The sequence below is a fragment of the Microbacterium resistens genome (assembly GCF_031456305.1).
Taxonomy (GTDB): Bacteria; Actinomycetota; Actinomycetes; order Actinomycetales; family Microbacteriaceae; genus Microbacterium; species Microbacterium resistens_A.
In genome coordinates, this window is sequence record NZ_JAVDUM010000005.1 from 41,626 (window position 1) to 59,930 (window position 18,305).

Annotated in this window: 19 protein-coding genes; 9 read left to right on the forward strand and 10 right to left on the reverse strand. The window is 67.9% G+C overall.

From position 1 onward, the window contains the following. Positions 1-32 precede the first annotated feature (32 nt). The 4 genes from J2Y69_RS06870 to J2Y69_RS06885 all read right to left on the reverse strand — a co-directional run bounded on the left by J2Y69_RS06870 (position 33) and on the right by J2Y69_RS06885 (position 2,511). Complete coding sequence (locus J2Y69_RS06870; RefSeq protein WP_310018907.1) at positions 33-1,367, reverse strand: NAD(P)-dependent alcohol dehydrogenase; 1,335 nt, start codon at positions 1,365-1,367, stop codon at positions 33-35. 1 nt (position 1,368) lies between these two features. After that, positions 1,369-1,599: a helix-turn-helix transcriptional regulator gene (locus tag J2Y69_RS06875; RefSeq protein ID WP_310018909.1), complete on the reverse strand. Its 231-nt coding sequence runs from the start codon at positions 1,597-1,599 to the stop codon at positions 1,369-1,371. After that, positions 1,599-2,033 (reverse strand): hypothetical protein, encoded by a 435-nt coding sequence (locus J2Y69_RS06880; protein WP_310018912.1) that lies wholly within the window; start codon positions 2,031-2,033, stop codon positions 1,599-1,601. Before J2Y69_RS06880 ends, J2Y69_RS06875 begins: the two co-directional genes overlap by 1 nt. Positions 2,034-2,181: 148 nt before the next feature. After that, positions 2,182-2,511 (reverse strand): hypothetical protein, encoded by a 330-nt coding sequence (locus J2Y69_RS06885; RefSeq protein ID WP_310018914.1) that lies wholly within the window; start codon positions 2,509-2,511, stop codon positions 2,182-2,184. A gap of 258 nt (positions 2,512-2,769) precedes the next feature. On the opposite strand from J2Y69_RS06885, the gene J2Y69_RS06890 reads away from it, so the two are divergent. The 5 genes from J2Y69_RS06890 (at position 2,770) to J2Y69_RS06910 (ending at position 6,432) form a co-directional block, all read left to right on the forward strand. Beyond that, on the forward strand, positions 2,770-4,410 hold the full coding sequence (locus J2Y69_RS06890) for a recombinase family protein (protein ID WP_310018916.1): 1,641 nt from the start codon (positions 2,770-2,772) through the stop codon (positions 4,408-4,410). A 315-nt stretch (positions 4,411-4,725) separates the two neighbouring features. Next, positions 4,726-4,938, forward strand: a complete 213-nt coding sequence (locus J2Y69_RS06895) for a hypothetical protein (RefSeq protein WP_310018918.1) — start codon at positions 4,726-4,728, stop codon at positions 4,936-4,938. A 154-nt stretch (positions 4,939-5,092) separates the two neighbouring features. Continuing rightward, positions 5,093-5,311: a hypothetical protein gene (locus tag J2Y69_RS06900; RefSeq protein ID WP_310018920.1), complete on the forward strand. Its 219-nt coding sequence runs from the start codon at positions 5,093-5,095 to the stop codon at positions 5,309-5,311. A gap of 135 nt (positions 5,312-5,446) precedes the next feature. After that, positions 5,447-6,202 (forward strand): hypothetical protein, encoded by a 756-nt coding sequence (locus J2Y69_RS06905; protein ID WP_310018922.1) that lies wholly within the window; start codon positions 5,447-5,449, stop codon positions 6,200-6,202. Next, entirely contained in the window at positions 6,199-6,432 is a 234-nt protein-coding gene (locus tag J2Y69_RS06910; RefSeq protein ID WP_310018924.1) for a hypothetical protein, read from the forward strand. The genes J2Y69_RS06905 and J2Y69_RS06910 overlap by 4 nt, the downstream gene beginning before the upstream one ends. A 284-nt stretch (positions 6,433-6,716) precedes the next feature. On the opposite strand, the gene J2Y69_RS06915 is transcribed toward J2Y69_RS06910, so the two are convergent. From J2Y69_RS06915 to J2Y69_RS06925, 3 genes are all read right to left on the reverse strand, one after another. Continuing rightward, on the reverse strand, positions 6,717-7,322 hold the full coding sequence (locus tag J2Y69_RS06915) for a hypothetical protein (protein ID WP_310018925.1): 606 nt from the start codon (positions 7,320-7,322) through the stop codon (positions 6,717-6,719). Between the two features lie 139 nt (positions 7,323-7,461). Further along, positions 7,462-8,289 carry a DUF4145 domain-containing protein gene (locus J2Y69_RS06920; RefSeq protein WP_310018927.1) on the reverse strand — a complete coding sequence of 276 codons (828 nt, stop codon included), beginning with the start codon at positions 8,287-8,289 and terminating at the stop codon, positions 7,462-7,464. 407 nt (positions 8,290-8,696) lie between these two features. Continuing rightward, on the reverse strand, positions 8,697-9,161 hold the full coding sequence (locus J2Y69_RS06925) for a hypothetical protein (protein ID WP_310018929.1): 465 nt from the start codon (positions 9,159-9,161) through the stop codon (positions 8,697-8,699). A 40-nt stretch (positions 9,162-9,201) separates the two neighbouring features. On the opposite strand from J2Y69_RS06925, the gene J2Y69_RS06930 reads away from it, so the two are divergent. From J2Y69_RS06930 to J2Y69_RS06945, 4 genes are all read left to right on the forward strand, one after another. Continuing rightward, positions 9,202-9,381: a hypothetical protein gene (locus J2Y69_RS06930; protein WP_310018931.1), complete on the forward strand. Its 180-nt coding sequence runs from the start codon at positions 9,202-9,204 to the stop codon at positions 9,379-9,381. A gap of 111 nt (positions 9,382-9,492) precedes the next feature. Beyond that, complete coding sequence (locus J2Y69_RS06935) at positions 9,493-9,819, forward strand: DUF7169 domain-containing protein (RefSeq protein WP_310018933.1); 327 nt, start codon at positions 9,493-9,495, stop codon at positions 9,817-9,819. Between the two features lie 116 nt (positions 9,820-9,935). Further along, positions 9,936-10,118: a hypothetical protein gene (locus tag J2Y69_RS06940; RefSeq protein ID WP_310018935.1), complete on the forward strand. Its 183-nt coding sequence runs from the start codon at positions 9,936-9,938 to the stop codon at positions 10,116-10,118. 102 nt (positions 10,119-10,220) lie between these two features. Continuing rightward, positions 10,221-12,323 carry a phage tail protein gene (locus tag J2Y69_RS06945; protein ID WP_310018937.1) on the forward strand — a complete coding sequence of 701 codons (2,103 nt, stop codon included), beginning with the start codon at positions 10,221-10,223 and terminating at the stop codon, positions 12,321-12,323. A gap of 497 nt (positions 12,324-12,820) precedes the next feature. On the opposite strand, the gene J2Y69_RS06950 is transcribed toward J2Y69_RS06945, so the two are convergent. The 3 genes from J2Y69_RS06950 to J2Y69_RS06960 are packed head-to-tail and all read right to left on the reverse strand — an operon-like array spanning position 12,821 to position 18,213. Next, a complete protein-coding gene (locus J2Y69_RS06950) occupies positions 12,821-13,513 on the reverse strand; it encodes a recombination directionality factor (RefSeq protein WP_310018939.1) in 693 nt (230 codons plus the stop codon). After that, positions 13,510-14,304: an RNA polymerase sigma factor gene (locus tag J2Y69_RS06955; protein ID WP_310018940.1), complete on the reverse strand. Its 795-nt coding sequence runs from the start codon at positions 14,302-14,304 to the stop codon at positions 13,510-13,512. Before J2Y69_RS06955 ends, J2Y69_RS06950 begins: the two co-directional genes overlap by 4 nt. A gap of 30 nt (positions 14,305-14,334) precedes the next feature. Continuing rightward, a complete protein-coding gene (locus J2Y69_RS06960; protein WP_310018941.1) occupies positions 14,335-18,213 on the reverse strand; it encodes a proline dehydrogenase family protein in 3,879 nt (1,292 codons plus the stop codon). Positions 18,214-18,305 lie beyond the last annotated feature (92 nt).

The window sequence follows — 18,305 nt, forward strand, 5'->3', positions numbered from 1 at the left end:
CCCCGAACCTCCCCGAGCTGCCGGCCGAGGCCTCACCCGCCGATGCGGACCACCGTCTTTCCCACGGCATGCCCCTCTTCCAGATGCGCCAGCGCCTCGGGGGCATCGGCGAAGTCCCAGACGCGCTCGATGACCGGATCGATCCGTCCGGCATCCGCCAGCGCGACCAGCTCCTCGACGATCGGCGGGCGCACCGCCGCCGCCAGCGGACGGACCTTGCGGCGCGAGCCGATCGAGAGGGCCGCGGCCCGGATCATCCGGGGTATCGGGCCGAGGACCGGACCACCGTCGCCCGTCACCAGCACTACCGTTCCGCCGTCCCGCGCGAGCCGCTGCAGGCTCCGCACCGGGACGCCCCCGGCGACGTCGACCACAGCATCGAACCACGCCTCGGGAAGCTCCGACAGCGGGGTCACCCGATGATCGACGGTGCGCACCGCGCCGATCCGCTCGACGAGGGCGCGATTGCGCTCTCCGCAGGTCGCCCACACCTCCGCTCCCCGAAGCGCCGCGAGCTGCACGGCGAAGACGCCGACCCCGCCCGACGCCCCGAGCACGAGGACGCGAGGCGCCCTCTCTTGACCGGACGCCGCCGAGCCGGAATCACTCCCCGACCGAGCGGACGACCGCGCCCCGGATCCAACCCTCGCCCCGCCAACAGGCCCGGCTCCAACCCCGCCGGCGACCCCAGATCCAGACCCCACTCCCGTCCCGCTTGCAGGCACACCCTCGCCCCCGTCAGAAACCCCGCCCCCAGTCCCAGCTCCAGCTCCAGCCCCAACCCCGCTCCCCTCCCCGTCGGCAGACCCAACCCCCGTCACGCCCCCGGCCCCACCTTCCGCTCCAGCCCCGCCTCCGAGCCCGGCCAGCGCCCACGCCTGCCACGCCGTGCCCGCCGCGATCGGCAGGCAGGCGGCGATCTCCGGAGCGAGGCCGGCGGGCCGCAATGTCACCCGATCGGCGGCCACGGTCGCGTAGGGCGCGAGGCCGCCGCCGCCCGGCAGCTCGGCCACGACCTCGTCCCCGATCCGCACCCGAGCCCCCTCCGCCACGCCCTCCCCGAGCGCGACGACCTCCCCCGCAACATCCATGCCCCGCACGGGGTTCCGCGGCCGGAAGATCCCGAAGACCGGCCGCACGAGCAGGGGATCGCCGAGCATGATCCGCACGTCCCCGGCGTTCAGCGCCGTGAACCTCAGACGCAGCAGCACCTCGCCCCGGCCAGGGCTCGGCACCGGGATCCGCTCCCGTCGCGTGCCGGCGGCAGGTCCATACTCTCGCCGCACCCAGGCCGACATCGACGCGCCCTCCGCCGGCACCCCGATGTCCCCGTTCCCGTCGGTGGTCGAGTTCTCGTCGGTGCCCATGTCATCCCCTGCTCTCTGCGTCGTCGGGGTACTGGAAGAGATCGTCGAGGGGGACCCCGAACACCCGCGCGGTCTGGAAGGCGAGCTCGAGCGTGGGCGAGTACTTGCCCTGCTCGATCGCGTTGAGCGTCTGCCGCGTGACGCCGATCCGCTTCGCGAGCTCGGCCTGCGTGAGGCCCGCCCCGTCCCGGTGCGCGCGGATCGTGTTGGTCACGAGCGTCGGCTTGACCATCAGACGAGCCCCCGCCGGTAGGCGATCACCCGGGCGATGCCGCCGATGAAGGCGGAGACCGCGAAGCCGGCGAACATCGTGTTCGCGATCCAGAAGAGGTCGGCGCGCACCGCGCAGAGAAGGATCACGACAAGCCCCGCGATCACGAGGAACGCGTGCTCGACGCGCGCCCCCATGCGACTGATGTCCCGGTCGCGGATGTCGGATGCGGTGGCCGCATCGCGATCGCGCACGCCGACGACGGCGCCCCAGACGATCGCGATGACGATGCTGAGGACGATCCCCCCGCCGATCGTCCAGAGCATGAGCGGCAGCCAGTCGACCTCCGTGAGCGGACCGCCTCCCGCCGCTGCGAACAGCAGCACGACGTACGCTCCGACGGCGAGCACCGAGGAGAGGAGTCCCGCCCAGGCGGTGCGTTCGTGATAGACCATGCGAGCCTCCGATGTAAAAAATTCTTTACACAGAGGCTACGCCGCCGCCCATCGCAGTGTCAAGAATTCTTTACATCATGTGCCGCAGATAGCGGAGCCCCGTCGCCGTCTCCTTGACGGGTTTCGCACGGAGTCGGTGCTGAGCCGTTCACCCGGGGAAGTCCTTTCCCGGGCAGGCGGCTTCCCATCCCGCAAGGATGGCATCATCCATCCCGTAGTTCGCGAAGAAGATCAACCCCATCCCTGCGGCCTCTTCTCCGTCGCACAGTGACACCAGGTCGAGCGCAAGCTGCTCGAAGACTCCGTTCTCGTCGAGGAGCTGAGCCGTCCCATCATCGACGGAATCGCCCACAGCATCCTTGAGCGCGGCGACGGTGCCCGCGATACGGGCGGCGGGATCCTGCCCGAAGGGTGTCGTAGAGCACCCCGTCATCAGTACGGCGAGCGCGATCAGGAGCCCAGCCAGAGACACACGCATCCGTCAAAGCTAGAGCATCGTCGCCTTCGCCCGAGTCGAGAAAAACGTCACGGGGCACCCAGACTGTTCCCGCGAGACTGCAACTGCGTTCCGAAACAGCGTGATTTTCGCGCAGTCTCGGAACGCAGGTGCAGTCTCGCGGAGGAACGCCCCCGAACCGACGGGCGGCCCTCAGATCACGTCGGTGCTCCAGGGGTCGGGGTTGCCGAACACAACGTAACACGGCAAACCACACCTAAGTTGCCGTACACTCACGTCATGCCGCTTAAAGCCGTCCTCTACACGCGCATCTCCGTTGCCCGCGATTCCTCGACGTCGATGGCCGGGCAAGCCGACGACCTCAGCGCCCTCGCATTCGCCGAGGGCTGGGACATCGTCGAGTCGTTCGCAGACGAAGGTGTCAGCGGAGGCCGCCAGCGCGAGAACGCCCGCCGAGCGCTCAGCATGCTCGCCAACGGTGACGCCGATGTCCTTGCCGTCTACGCCTACGACCGCTGGAGTCGAATGGGTTTGGAGGACACCGCTCCAATAGTCCGCACTCTTCGCGAGCGCCGCGAGCATGGCAGGCCCGCCCGATTCGTGGCCATACGCGAAGGCATCGACGACGACGGGAGCGACGAGAACTTTGACTTGCGTCTGTCCTTCGCCGCTGACCTCGCGAAGAAGGAACGCGACCGCACCCGCTCTCGTGTTCAGAAGTCACGCGCGCGCCTCGCCTCCGCTGGTCGGTTTGGGGGTGGTGTGCCCCCATACGGTTACCGCGCCGCCGACGGGCCGAGCGGCCGTACCCTCGTTGTGCACCCCGACGAGGCGGCGATCATCCGCGAAATCGCCGACCGCATCATCGCCGACGAGTCCCTCGTCAAGATCGCGTCCGACCTCACCATGAGAAAGTTCCCCCGCTCTCGAAGCCCGTACCGGCTCGCGGCCATTCGCCTCGCGGACGATAGCGACGCGGCCCAAGTCAAAGTCAGCCGCGACGGGGCCCGCACTCCGGCCGTCGTCACCGCGGTCCTCAACTCAGAGGGTGAGCCGGTCGACGCCGCAACGGGCGAGATTCTCCCCCGCGGCACATGGGACCAAGCACGTGTGCGAGACCTCTGGCTCTCTCAGCACCTCATCGGCCGCATTGTGCGACTGGGAACCGCCCCCGAGGTCGTCGTAGACGCCGACGGCACCAAGCGCACAGTTCGACGACGGGGAGTTCCCGAGGTGATATCCACCGCCTTCGAGCCGATCATCGACCTCGCCACTCATCAGCGCATCGCCGCACGATTCACAGATGTCCGACGAGGACATCAGCGCAAGCGCCGCGCGTCACACCTGCTCAGCGGCCTCGTGTATTGCGCTGGATGCCGTGGCCGGATGTACCCGCGAGAGAGCGGCAGCCTCTACTTCGGCTGTTCCGCCTCGGCTCGCGGTGAGACCTGCCCCCTTGGGCATCCGCGGATCAAGGCCGAACTCCTGGAGCGGTTCGTCACTGACAGGTTCCTCTCCTACGCAAACGCCACCCCTGAGGTCAGACGCATAGAGTCCGCGTCAAGCGACACCGCCGCCAGGCTCGCCGAGGTGCGGGCGCTTATCAAGGAGACGACGGCGCGGCTTACCGACCGCGGCGCCGACCGCACCAGCGTCCTATCCTCGCTCGACGAGCTACAAGCTCAGGAGGAGCGCTTGGAGGGACTCCCTGGCGAAGTCATGATCGAGCTCCGGCCAACTGGGCGCACTGTCGGCGAGGCGTGGGAGGCCTCCGCTGACCTCGAAGCGCGACGCTCCCTCCTCGCCGCGTGGATTGACCACGTCTCAATCGACAGGGCGAGAACCCGAGGGCGCACGGTCGACACCGGGCGTATCCACATCGAGTGGGTGCCCAGCATCGAGCACTTCGACCGCGACTAACCGCGCCGGAGTGGACGCCTGGGAGGCCGGGGGCCCTGAGTGTCGAAGTGACGGTTCAAACCGACATTCTCTATTCCTCTCTTAAGACGACTACCTCTTTAAGCGGGAATAAGAAATGTCGAAGTAAACCGTCACTTCGACACTCTCTCCCCGTCCCCACCACGAATCAGAGACCCCGTCGCCGCGTCTGACCCTCCTCGCCCTCCTTGACACGCTCGTCGAGGAGGTCGAGCCCACGACTGAGCATCGCCCGCTGTCGCCTGTGAGACATGAGCGACCGATACGCCTCGTATCAGTGTTCTCTACGACGAGCCCATGCTCCCGGCCACGGACCACTTCTCCCGAATCTGGATCGCTGGCGGCTTCTATGGTGCCCGGGTCTCCGGCCTCGACATTCGCGAGACAGCGTCCGCCCTCAGCGCCCGGGCCGCCGAAGTCTCTGCCGCCCTTGGCCCCGCACCGTTCGGCGACGCCGAGATCCGACAGTTCCTGGCGACGGTCCCGGAGGTCACCCCGCCCACCGTGTAAACGCGGGCACCCAGGCGGTATCTTCCAGTGACCCCAAGAAATGGCTATATCCCCCGGCGACCGGGCGCGCTCATACATACAGCGGCCCGGCACGGGGGCTTTTCCTTGCCCTCTTGCCGTTCCAACCGGCATCGATAACACATGAGAGGACGACATGGCCTTCCTGATCCAGTGCGCGGAATGCGCCCGTCCCGCCACCCTCGCCAAGCCCGGGCGTTTTTGCTCCGACGCTTGCCGCGCCCGCAACTTCCGATATCGGCTAGCCGCACAACGGGCCCGCCTCACCGACGCTGCCGACGCCGCACTCGCTTCCGGCGATGTTGCCGCACTTGAAGACGTCGCCCGGCGAGCAACCGAGCTCCTCAAGCGCTGACGCTGGGGCAGACCCATCGCCTCCGCGAGCTCGTCTCCGCGCATGGTTAAGGCGCGGTCCAAGCGGCGCTCACGGCTCTCTGAGCGGTGCCCCGGCCGCGTCAACCTCACCCTCACCCTCCCAAGGAGAACACCCATGGCCTTCCGCCCCGTCCACCCCACCGACTCCGACTACAACGAACCCATCGCCGAGTGGATTCTTGACGCCATCCCCGGCGCTCGCGAACTCGACGACGCCGTCAAGGCCGCCGACGCGGCGGCCAGTGACGTGCAGTCCACTGCCGCCACTCTCGAGCACAAGCTCCGCGCTATCTCCGAGAGGGGCGACCCGGAGAAGGGCCCCCGCGCAGACGTCAAGAACGACGACTGGAATAAGGCCTCCGACGCTGCCCGCCCAGCCCGCGCGGCCGTTCGACCCGCCATGGATGCGGCCTCCCACGCACGAAAGGCCCGATTCGAGTTCCTCTACGGCACCCATGATGAGCCCGGAGCGATGGACGGGGGAGACTTCGTCGCAAAGGTCGAACCGCTCTACGCGGAGGCATCGCGCCGGGCCAAGTCGCACCTCGACGCGCTCAGGGACGCCCTCATCGAAAGGGACAAGTTCGCCCTCGCCGTCGGACGCGTCATCGTCACCGATACCGGATGGCTTGGCATCCAGCATGACCTCCTCAACATCGACGGCTATGTAGAGGCCGGGCTCAATGACGAAGAGGCTGATGCCTGGAGCATCGTGAATACGGCGCTACACGAATGGGTTGCCCCAGGCACACACAAGATCGGTGCCCTCCGCGCTTGCCAGGCCATCCGGGAAAACTCGGAAGTCCCCGTCGCTCTCAAGGCAAACCTCTACCGTAATGCGCTGGCCGCTCACCGGGTGCCGCTCCGATGACTCGCCCCATCGCTGACATCATCACCGAGGCTCACCCAGGCTATGTCGTCGGCGACCCCCGCGACGCCGTCCCCCAGGACCAGCGCTCGGAGTATGACCGCCTCGCACAGCGCATGAACCCGAGCGTAGCGCTCGCCATCATGCGCGAACGGATCCGGCGCCGTGAGGTAGCGGCATCCTTTGACGATCACAAGCTCGCATCGGCTGTCGTCGCCAAGCTCCGACGATGAGCGCCGCGCCAGTGTCCGCGGCCCGTCTTGACCGTGAACTCCGCCGCGTCATCGCGGGTCCCCGCGAGCATCACGCGGTAGCTGTAGGGCGCTTCCTTAGCGGCACACTTCTCGTGACCGCTCTCGCGGCCTTCCTGCCATGGACCACAGTCGCCTGTGCCGCAGGCATCATCCGGAATCTCGTCGGTTTCTAGACACCCGTCGGCTCCGTGAACGCCCAGCCCGCCGCCTTCTCCGCCGTATCCTTGCGCGTGTCGAGTCAAGGCGGCGGGCCTCGCCCTGAACTACTCCGGCGCTTGCTCGGTCCAATACTGGCCTTCTGGAGTCCTCGGTACATAGTCAAGCTTTCGTAGAAGCGTCGCGGCCTGCTCACGATCAATCCCGAAATTCCGCGCTAGCTCGTCAAGATTCCACCAGGGTTCTGCACGCACGCACTGCACAAGATCCATACTGGGCGCTGAGTCCGTCCCCGCGACGATCCAGCGCCTAGCCGCCGAACGCTGACGCCGCCAGAGCACCGCTTCCACCGCGCCATGCCCACGTCTCAACAGATCCGCGACACCCGCAACAGTAAGCCCCACGTTGACGTAGTCGAGCAGCGTGGGAAGGGACGGGCCGCCGCGACCAACCATCGAGAGCAACAGCGGGTTTCCGTCTGTGAATGCCTCAACGTCTTGCACAGAGCTCTGAGGATCGACAGGAATAAGCACCCGATCAGATGTGCCTTCTGAACGGATCTCCACCGAACATCCATCGACTTCCTCATCAAGCGCACGGCTGAGAGCTACAAGGAACCGCTCACTGCGTTCCCCGACCAGGCGGCACGCGCGAACGCCGCCCGGCAGCCCAGCCATCTCGCGTTGATCCACGACAACGTCGACCTCGACCATACATCAAGCCTACCGACCAGCCGCGCCCTCTGACATTGCTAACCACGCGCAACACTGCACGTACTTTCCGGCCATCTATCCGCCCAGAAACTCACCTAAGCTCGCGCCGCGACCGCTTAGACGAATGAGGGCAGTCCGCTCAAGCGGATGCCTCGCCCGCCGAGGTGCGCCGACTCTCAGCCTGAGTTGCCGCGCGCTCGGCAGCCTCCCGTTTGGCAGCCGGAAGCATATCGTACAGCGTGCTAGCTCGGCGGGGGCGAGTGATGAGCTCCTCGACAAGCGCATTAATTGCGCCCAGGAACGTCTCCGCGAGCTCGCCCTCGCTATCCTGAAGGTAGACAGCGATGAGTTCGCCGTCGCCGCCATGTAGGGCATCATTGCCGACCACTCTCAGCGCCGTGAGCACCTTCCACAGGTCGTCGTTGATTGTCCCCCGGAGCTCACCTACCCGGGTATTGAGGTCGCGGTGCTGGCCGGAGGTATCAGTCTCAAGCAAGAGCGACTCCACTGCCGCCCTCGCCAAGGCCGCGGCGGCACGCTTCGATCCTGCAAGGACAGCAGCGGCCTCACGATAGAGCGCAACCGTGGCCTCTGGCATGTCAGGGTGCGGAGATGGGCCTCCTGCAATCGTTGCCGGGAAAATCAGCACGCCTTCGCGCCACAATGACAGGCTTTTGCAGGCCGCACAAAGAGTAGCCTGCCAGCGAGCGCCCGGAACGTAGGGCTTCCACATCTTTTGAACTTCGGCGTTGTATCGCCAATCGGCAGGGACGACTTTCGCGCCGCTCGGCTCGAACGCTCCGGCTTGATCGTCAATCAAGTAGACCTCGGACTCTTCAGTGTCCGAGTCCTCAATGATGATGCGCGGTGTTGTCAGAACCTGATGTGCATGTCTTCCACAGTGCGGGCAGTCCTTCAACGAGAAGGCGTCAGGCCTTTCGAGCTCGTCATCACGGTGCGATGCCATGTGTCGAGCCTATCGATGCCTCGCGGAGTTGCTCTTCTTCGACGTCATCCCGGCCAGTCCCCGCACGCATGGTCAGCATGGTCAGCCGCAGCACAGCTACGCCGCCCCCGCCAGGCCCGCGAACCCGAACCGCATCCGGCGCTCCGACGAGCGTGACTCGGCTTCAACTCGGCCCCCTCATCTGGAAGCCCGGGGCGGCATAGATTCTCGCGGTCGATGCGCATACGTCTCCGTTTTCAGCGAATTCCTTCTACCGTTTTCGACCCGCGAATCCCTGCGTTTCCGCAGATTCTCGGGCTTTCGACGCGCTTGTAGGCCCCGATTCCGGGTCGCAATAAGTGAATCTAACGCGGCGTGTCGACGTGAAAAGTCTCCCCTAAGCCGACGGGACGCCCTCCGGCGCGGCTCTAGTCTCGGGGCCCGCGGAATACCTCGCGTCGCTTGGGCCCCCGAAATGGGGCTTGCCTCCATTCCACGACAACCTCGGGGCGAACCCGCTTTCCGTCGCCCGACGTGACGTTGAAGAAACGATCCATCCCGCCTTCACCCCATTGGACTCCGGCGACGAGCGGCACCATGACCCACCATGTCTCGCCCGGCGCTATCTCGGCCTTCTTCTCCCAGGGATCACGTCCCCTGGCGCTCGACGGCACGAGGGAAACGACGTCGCGCGCGACTGCATCGCCGTAGTTGGTCAGCGCAAGTTGTCGAATCGGGACCTCATAGTGGGTCAACTCGGCACGCTCCCATGACGGCACGAGCTTCGGCTGGGCGTGATACCGGACCCGCTGGCGATACGCCATCCAACTGATCCCCAGCGCGAGCACCGATACCGCCAGAGCAACAACGCCCGGCCAATCCCATCCATTCACAGGGCGATGCTATCCGCCGCCCCCGACAGTCAGGACCCGCATGACCTTCATCCCCAATCACAAGTACCGCCGCCCCACGCCTGTCGAGGTGCCTCCTGGCCAGTCCATCACCATTCCCGCCACCACGCTCCACGTTGCCCACGACCAGCGTGGCCGCGAAGTCGGCTACGTCATCGAGCCCGACGTCGGTACCCAGCACTACGCGGGACCGGCACTGTGATCCGTTACGGAGGCCTTCCGTCAGACGCCCGCGGGGTGCCGGTGAATGTGACCGACGCCGAAACCGGAGCGACTGCGACTACTGACTCCGCCGCATCAGTGCAGGGCCGCCATGCTCGCCGCTGACCACGCCCTCCGCGACGCGGCAACCGCTCACGCCGACGCCGTACTCCGCCTCGTCGACGTCCTCAAGGTGGCTAGGGCGGCCCAGTGGGAGCGCGCCCCCGGCGCCCGCCTCACCACGCCGCTTATGGTCGAGGACCCTACTGGCGAGACCGCGACCTCCGGGTCTCGTCTCGTCCTCCGTGCCGCGACGATCGACGCCCTCCGCCGGTTCGAGGCAGCAACCACCGAGCTCGATGCCATAGCTACAAGCCTCGGCCTCGCGCTCGATCGCCATCTCAAGCCCACCTCACACCGAACGGATCCCGACGCATGATCGATCGCGACACCTTCTCTGTCCCGTTCCGCGGGCGCATCCTCCGCCTCTCAAGCTCACGAATGCACATCGCGCTCGCGGAGTCAGCAAACGACCCACTCGCATGGGCCCAGCGCATGCTCACCGCGGACGAGCTCGGCGAGGTCGGCGTCACGACCCGCGCCGACGCCGCCGACCTCGCCGAGGCGACGATCACGCTCCTCGACACCGCCGCGTTCATGTTCGCCCCGCGGATCCCCAGATCCTCACCCGTGTCACGCGGTTCCAAGCGCGTCCGACGCACCGCCAGGCGCCGCTAACGCCTCAACTCACTCCATCAAAGGCCCCGAGCCCTCTTCACGTATCCGCGCCGCGTGAGGAGGACCGGGGCCTTTGTCGTACCTACTGAAAGGCGCAGATCCATGGCCGAGAACATCGGCTACGCCACCCTCAACGTCCTCCCGTCCGCACAAGGGTTCGGCCGAGCCCTGACCAGCGAGCTCAACACCCAACTTCCCTCAGCAGGCTCCGATGCGGGCACCAAGACCGGCTCCTCGATCGTCGGAGCCTTCCGTGGCCTCGTCGGTCCCGCGATGCTCGCGACAGGTGCAATGGCAATCGGCCAGTTCGTCGCCGGAACCGTCTCAGCCGCAAGTGACCTCCAGCAGTCAACAGGTGCAATTGAGGCGATCTTCAAGGATCAGGCGTCGGCCGTGAAGGGCTTCGCTGACGAGGCCGCCGGATCCATTGGCCTTTCCAAGACCGCATACAGCGAGCTCGCGGCCGTGCTCGGCTCGCAGCTCAAGAACGGCGGCACCGCACTTGCCGAGCTCGCACCAAAGACACGAGACCTCATCGGCGTCGGCGCCGACCTCTCCGCAATGTTCGGCGGAACGACCAAGGACGCTGTCGAGGCGCTCTCCTCAGCCCTCAAAGGCGAGCGCGATCCGATCGAGCGCTACGGCGTCTCACTCAAGCAAGCCTCCATCGACGCCAAGGCCGCGTCCCTCGGCTTCGAGAAGGTTGGCGGATCGTTCAGCAACGAGGCCCAACAGGCCGCGACACTCGCGCTCATCATGGAGCAGACCGCCGACGCCCACGGCGCAGCCGGTCGCGAGGCTGAAACCTTCGCTGCCCGGCAGCAACAGCTATCAGCGGGATTCGAGAACCTCAAGGCGAAGATCGGCGGCGCCTTCCTCCCCGCCGCCGCAGACCTTATGGGCGTCTTCGCCGACCTCGTAAACGGCATCGAGCCCTTCCTCGACGAGGTCGGCCCGGTCCTCACTCAGACATTCGCCACCGTCGGCCCCGCTCTCGGCCAACTCGGCGGTGCCTTTGCGGGGCTCTTGCCCAACCTCTCACCCATCGGCATCGCCTTCCAAGCGCTCGCCCCGATGCTCCCGCAGATCGGCGCTCTCCTCGCACAGATCGCCACCGTGATCGCCGGGAACCTCACCACCGTCACACAAGCGCTCACACCCGTGATCCAAGCCCTCACGGCCCACCTTTCGGGCGCGCTTGCCATCGCGCTCCCCATCATCGCGGACCTCTTCACCCAGCTTGCTCCCGCCCTCGGAGAAGCCGCCGCGCTCATCGGCCAGCTCGTCGCCGCAATCGCCCCGCTGATCGGTGCCCTTCTCGACGCGCTCGTCCCCGTCATCCAGTCGCTCATGCCGATCGTTCAGACCGTATTCGGGTTCATCACCGACATCATCAAGGTCGCCGTCGACTTCATCGGCGGCATCATCCGCGCGTTCTCTGCCGCTCTCTCCGGCGATTGGGGATCGTTCTGGCAGATCATCGGCGACACCCTCAAAGGCGCCTGGGACGGCATCCTCGCCGCCGTCAGTGCAGCCATCGACGTGCTTGTCAACTGGTTCGCGGACCTCCTGCCCGCCATCATGTCGACACTCGCTGGCATCGGCGAGTGGCTCATCGAATCCGGCAGTCGCCTCGTCAGCGGCCTCTTCAACGGCATCGCCACCTTCTGGGAGAACGTTGCCGCCTGGTTCGCTTCCTTACCCAGCACCATCGGCGGCTTCCTCGCTGGCGCCGGACGCTGGCTCTGGTCCGCGGGTATCGATCTCATCGGTGGCCTCGTGCAGGGGCTCTGGAACGCGGCCGGTGCTGTCGGTGAAGCGCTCCTCGGCATCATCGGGGGTGCGGTCGACGGCTTCCTCGGCTTCCTTGGCATCCATTCCCCGTCTCGCCTCTTCCGAGGCTTCGGCGAGAACGTCGGTGAGGGCCTCGCACTCGGCCTCGGTGACATGGAGGGCGACGTCGCCAAGTCAGCGCTGGGTCTCGCGACCGCAGCCTCCGATGCCGTAAGCGGCATGAGCCTCCCACTCAGCGCGGATATCTCCAAGGCCGTCCCCCACGGTGGCCTCTCCGGCTCGATCGACCGCCAGGCCGAGGCACTCGCCGCCCTGGACGGCCGGGACTACGACGGTCCGCCGATCAACATCCACACGAACGATCCCAACCTTGTCGGCGAAGTCGTCGCCGACAAGCTCCGACGGAGGTAGCACCCTCCCGGCCCCGGTCCCCCATGATGAGGAGGCCGGGGCCTTTTTGGCGTTCCTGGCACAATCGTGCGGTGCTACGCTGCCAACGCCTTCCGCATCTCCACCAACGCCCCGATACGAAGCCTCTGCACAGCCGACCGGCTCCGGCCGAGCTCGTCACGCTCGGCGTTAGCCACTGCGAGTAGTCTTGACGCCGATGAAGGGACACAACAGCATCGACCTGCTTCTCCCGGATCAACGCCGCCTTTATGGCGTGCGGCGTTGGTTTGGAGAACCACGATGCACGAGTTTGTGCCTGTCCGCTCGACCGTGCCGGTCAACGAGAACTACCGGCCTGAGTCCTTTGCGTTCTGCCCCGCCGATGAGACGCACACCGGCCCACTCGGCGGCGTCTGCCCCGAGTGCGGGACGCCGATGTAGGCGACGGCTAGCCAGAGGGGTTCCGGGATCGAAGTAGCATCCCGGAGCCCCCCCCCCCCCCACACACACAACATCCATCACGCGGCGCCCTTGATGACGAGCTCGCTCTTGGTATAGCTCACCGTCTGCCCCTTGCGAGGCCCGTTCTTTGCGACGAACGAGACCGGCGAGAGAGTGAGCGTCGCCTTGACGGGTCCCTCCGCAGAGCCAAGCTCGGACTCGACCCCGTTGTAGGCCAGGTCCGAAGCGAATCCCCATGACCCGGTCTTGAACTTGAAGACGCCGAGGTCGGGCTCATCCGCGAGGCGGAAGAAGAGGTCGATGTCGGGGATGGCCCCGATGTCCTTCTTGGCCTTACGCTCAGCGAAGGAGAGATCGGCATCGGGGTCGCGCTCTTCGGTGGGGTGGCCCTGGTCGTCGAGGAGGTGCTCGCCGTCGCTCACGTAGATCGGCTTCCCAGAGCGGCCCCACAGCACCATGCGCTGCCGGAGATCCTTGGCCTTCTCGATGATGATGTCGACGGTGGAGGAGGCCGTGAAGACCTCGATGTTGTCCTCGCCCTTCGATGCCCACTCCTGGGGCCCGTCGCCGCCGAGAAGCTCATGCACCTTCGCGGCCACCTCCGGGTCTCCGGTCGTGATGTGCCACTTCGCCATCGGCACCGGCCGACCCTTGACCACATCTCCAACGCGGAACACTCCCACTTCAGCAGTCATCAAATCGCCACCCCTCAGCGTCTCACTGGCGCGCAACGCGCTACGAAGCATCATGCGGCAAGGCAAACGGCGGCAGTCTGCGACTCAGCGGGGAGCGTCAGAACCCGCCGCATCCTTTCCAGTCCTCCAGTTCGCACACGCTGGACCTTGGACCGCGAAAGTCCCCGCCTGTACGCGATCTCGCCATCAGGAATCGGCTCATACTCTGTGAAACCGTAGGCATCCCGGATTATGCTCTCAGTGAGTTCCTCAACCGCCGCGAACGCCCGGGCGCACATGGCCCCCTTGTCCACCGCCTCGAACCCGCCGTCGACTGCGACATTGCGGTGGTCATCCACTGGCGCGGCACTCAACGCCGCCTCCACCGCGCGGTATGTCTCCCTCGACATCCCGAGCTCTACGGCGACGGCCTCAACATCGGCACCGACACCGACCTCGCGACGCACCTGAAAGAAGCGCGACCTCGCCCGCGATGACATGCTGAGCACACCGACGAGGTGGAACTCGTCAGCCACTTTGAATGCCGCCACCTGGAGCTTCGCCGCCAGCCTCACCGTACCGTCGCAGGCGGCCAGGGCCTCCATGAACGCCAAGGCGACGTTCTGGCGGGTCTCCTCGGCATCGACGTGCTCCCCGGCGCGCGCGTACTCCCGCTTCGCCAGGCCCCGAAGGCCAACCGCATATTGACGCATGAGCGCCAGGGTCGCACGCTCGTCGCCAGCCTGCGCCTTCACTATGAGCGCGAATTCGACATCGAGGTCCAACGGCTCCAGCGCCTCCGCCTTGCTATCGAAGATGTCGGCGAGGGTCGTGTAAACGTCGCACTGGCCCTGAGATCCCATCACCACTCCCGTCTCCGAGAGGTCTCTCTCGGACTATATAACCCCGGAAAAGGTTGTGTCGGGGTTGCCGAAGCGGTGCGCGGTGATGGTCACGGACTGCTCGTGCAGGAAGGGCAGCAGCTCGATCCGGCCGGCGGTGGTCACCGCCCCCGCGTAGACCGCGAGGTCGGGATCCCCTCCCACGGCACCGGCGAAGGCGCGGTGCAGCGCCGCGACGGGCTCGGCCGGGCCGATCAGCCGCACCCGACTCGGACGGACGGACAGGGCATTCGCGACATCCGCCACCCCGGAAAAGCCCTCCCCGGACAGATCCACTCCGGACGGACGCGCCCCCGAAGGAGCCGCCCCAGACAGAGCCGCCCCAGACAGACGCTCCCCAGACAGCCCTTCCCCAGACAGCCCTTCCCCGGACAACCCCTCCGCCGCCGGCGCCTCCATCGCGTCGGCGACGCCGCGGGGCGCGAACCGCTGGAGCCATTCCTCGTCGGTCTCGACCGAGACCGGGATGCCCACATCGCCGAGCACGCGGCGCACCCCCGCCGGCAGGCCGACCGGGGTCGAGAGCGTCACGACGGCGCCCGTGCGGATGGCGGCGATCGTGACGCGCAGCAGCTCGCGCCACGCCGCATCCCCCGTGGCACGGACCGCGACCGGAACCGGGCGGTAGCGGAACAGGTTGCGCTCGATGCCGAGACGGGAGACGTCGCGCACCCGCCCGAACTCGCGATCCCACGCGAGCGCATCGGACAGCGCGGCCCGGCGCAGCCACTCGAACGCCGTGTAATCCAGGGACGGCTGCGCGGCCTCGATGAGCGCGGTGATCCGGGTGTCCAGTCCGCGCAGGTGCAGCGTGCTCGACGGCGCACCGCCGCTCGTGCCCTGCCACGACCCGAGGCCGATCAGGTAGTTCGGACCGCCCGCCTTCGCCCCGGCGCCGACGGACGAGCGCTTCCACCCGCCGAACGGCTGACGCTGCACGATCGCGCCCGTGATCCCGCGGTTGACGTAGAGGTTGCCGGCCTGGACGCGATCCAGCCAGAGGGCGAGGTCGTCGGGACTCTGCGTGCAGAGGCCGGCGGTCAGACCGTAGTCGACGGCGTTCTGGAGCTCGATCGCGCGCGCCAGCGTCGGCGCGTGCATGATCCCGAGCACCGGCCCGAAGAACTCCTCACGATGGAAGCGCGATCCCGGCTGCACGCCGACGCGGATGCCGGGGGTCCAGAGCCGCCCCTCGGCGTCCGGGGCATCCAGCAGTCGCGGTTTCACGAGCCACTTCTCGTCGCCCTCGAGCTCCGTGAGCGCCCACAGGAGTTTCCCCGAGGGCTTCTCGATCACCGGGCCGACCTCGGCGCGCGGGTCCGTCGGCAGACCGACGCGCAGGGAGCGCGTCGCGTCCGCGAGCTGCCGGGCGAACCGCTTCGACCGGCCGACGGGGCCGACGAGGATCGCCAGCGACGCCGCGGAGCACTTCTGCCCGGCGTGGCCGAAGGCGCTGCGCACGAGGTCTCCGACGGCGAGGTCGAGATCGGCGGACGGCGTGATGATCATCGCGTTCTTGCCGCTGGTCTCGGCGAGGAGCGGCAGGTCGGTCCGCCAGCTCCGGAACAGCGCCGCGGTGTCCCACGCGCCCGTGAGGATCACGCGGTCGACGTCCGGATGCGCGATGAGGCGCTGCCCCAGCTCGCCCTCCTCGATGTCCACGAGGGCGAGCGCATCGCGGGGGACGCCGGCGTCCCACAGGGCCGCTGCGATCACGGCCGCGCAGCGCCGCGCCTGCGGGGCCGGCTTGAAGACGACCCCCGATCCTGCGGCGAGCGCGGCGATGACGCCGCCGGAGGGGATCGCGAGGGGGAAGTTCCAGGGCGGGGCGACCACCGTGAGCCGGGACGGGACGAAGCTCGCCCCGGGGATCGCGTCGAGCTCGCGCGCCTTGGCGCCGTAGTAGCGGGCGAAGTCCACGGCCTCGCTCACCTCGACGTCGGCCTCGGCCAGGACCTTTCCCGTCTCGGCAGCCGCGACCTCGATCAGCTCGGCCCGGCGCGACTCCAGCACGGCCGCGGCCCGGAGGAGCACCTCGGCGCGCTCGGTCGCCGGTCGCGCACCCCAGGAGGCGCCCGCCTCCCGCACGGCCGCGATCGTGCGCTCCAGGACCTCGGGGTCCTCGATCCGCGCGGAGCGGAGGATCCCCTCGCCCGCGGTCGATCCCGGGATGCCGGCGAGGATGCCACGCGCCCACTCGCGGTTGGCCGGCAGCGCCGGGTCGCTGTCCGGGGTGTTCGCGAACCCGGGGGCGCCGAGGGCGATGTCGCCGGCGTCCTCGCGGCGGGCGTACACCGCGGTCTCGACGAACGTGTCGTCCAGGCTGCTCTCGGTCGAGCGGACGATGCCGAGGACGGCCTGCGTGTCCGCGGAGTCCTCGGCGGACGAGTCGGCGGAGCGGACCAGCGACTCGTGCACCGGGGCGAGGCGATCCTGCGTCCGACGGGGGACGCTGCGCAGCGCCGGGTCGGCCGAGCGCTCCAGCGAGGCGCCGAACCGCCCGATCTCCCTGTCCAGGAGATCCTGGTCGTCGTGCAGCCGGAAGGCGGCGGACAGGAAGTTCTCCGGGCTCGCGTTCTCCTCGAGCCTGCGGACGAGGTAGCTGATCGCGACGTCGAACTCGGCCGGCCGCACGACCGGGACGTAGAGGAGCACGTGGCCGACCTCCCTGGTCACCGCCTCGACCTGCCCCTGGGCCATGCCGAGCAGCATCTCGAACTCGATCCCGTCGCGAACCTCGCGCGCCCCCGCGAGGAGCCACGCGTAGGCGATGTCGAAGAGATTGTGCCCGGCGATGCCTATCCGCACGGCGCGCACCGACTCCGGGCGCAGCGCCTCGTCCAGGCACCGCAGGTAGTTGGCGTCGGTGTCGAGCTTGGTGTCGTACGGCGCGGGCGTCCAGCCGTGCATCAGCGCATCGACCTGCTCCATCGCGAGGTTCGCGCCCTTCACGAGGCGGACCTTGATCGGGGCGCCGCCGTGCTCCACGCGATCCTGCGCCCAGGCCGTGAGCTCGCGGAGCGCCGGCAGGGCGTCGGGCAGGTACGCCTGCAGGACGATCCCCGCCTCCAGCCCCTTCAGCCGCGGGTCCTCCAGGACGCGGGTGAAGACGGCGATCGTGAGATCGAGATCGCGGTACTCCTCCATGTCGAGGTTGATGAAGGTCCCGTCCTCCGCGGCGGTGACGTACAGCGGGAGCAGGCGCTCGGCGACCTCCTCGACCACCTCGTCGAACGCCCACATGGAGATGCGGCCGACGACGGCCGAGACCTTGACCGAGACGTAGTCGACATCGGGGCGCCGGATCAGGTCGTGGATCCCGTCCAACCGCCGCTTCGCCTCCTCCTCGCCGAGCACGGCCTCCCCCAGCAGGTTGAGGTTGAGCCGGGCGCCGCCCTCGCGCAGCCGGGCGATGGCGGCGCCGAGCTTCTCCGGGCGGGCGTCGACGACGAGGTGGCCGACCATGTCGCGGAGCGCACGTCGGGCGATCGGGACGGTCGGGACGGGGAGCGCCTGCGCGATGCCCCCGCCGAGGCGGACGGCGGCCCGCAGATACCACGGCAGGAAGCCGGGGACGAGCGGGGCGATCCGGTGCAGGTTCGCCGCGGCCGCGCCGAGGCTCTCCGGCCGCATGACGCCGTCGACGAACCCGAGCGTGAACGGCAGCCCGTTCGGATCCTGCAGCACTCCGGCGAGGCGCTCCGCCGCCGGGTCGCCCTTCCGTCCGGCCTCCCCCTTCCGGGAGGTGCTGCCCTTCTCGGGGGCGCCGGCCTTGTCGGGGCCGCCCGCCTTGTCGGCCGCCGCCTCCTCGACCCACCGCTGCGCGAGGTCGACGGCCTTCCGCGCGCGCTCCCGGTCCTCGTCCGTCAGCATGTGCGGCATTCGTCCCGTCCCTCTCTGCGCACGCCTTCTGCGCACGCCGGACCAGCCGGCTGCGCGTGCTGATCCCAGCATGGCGCGCTTCG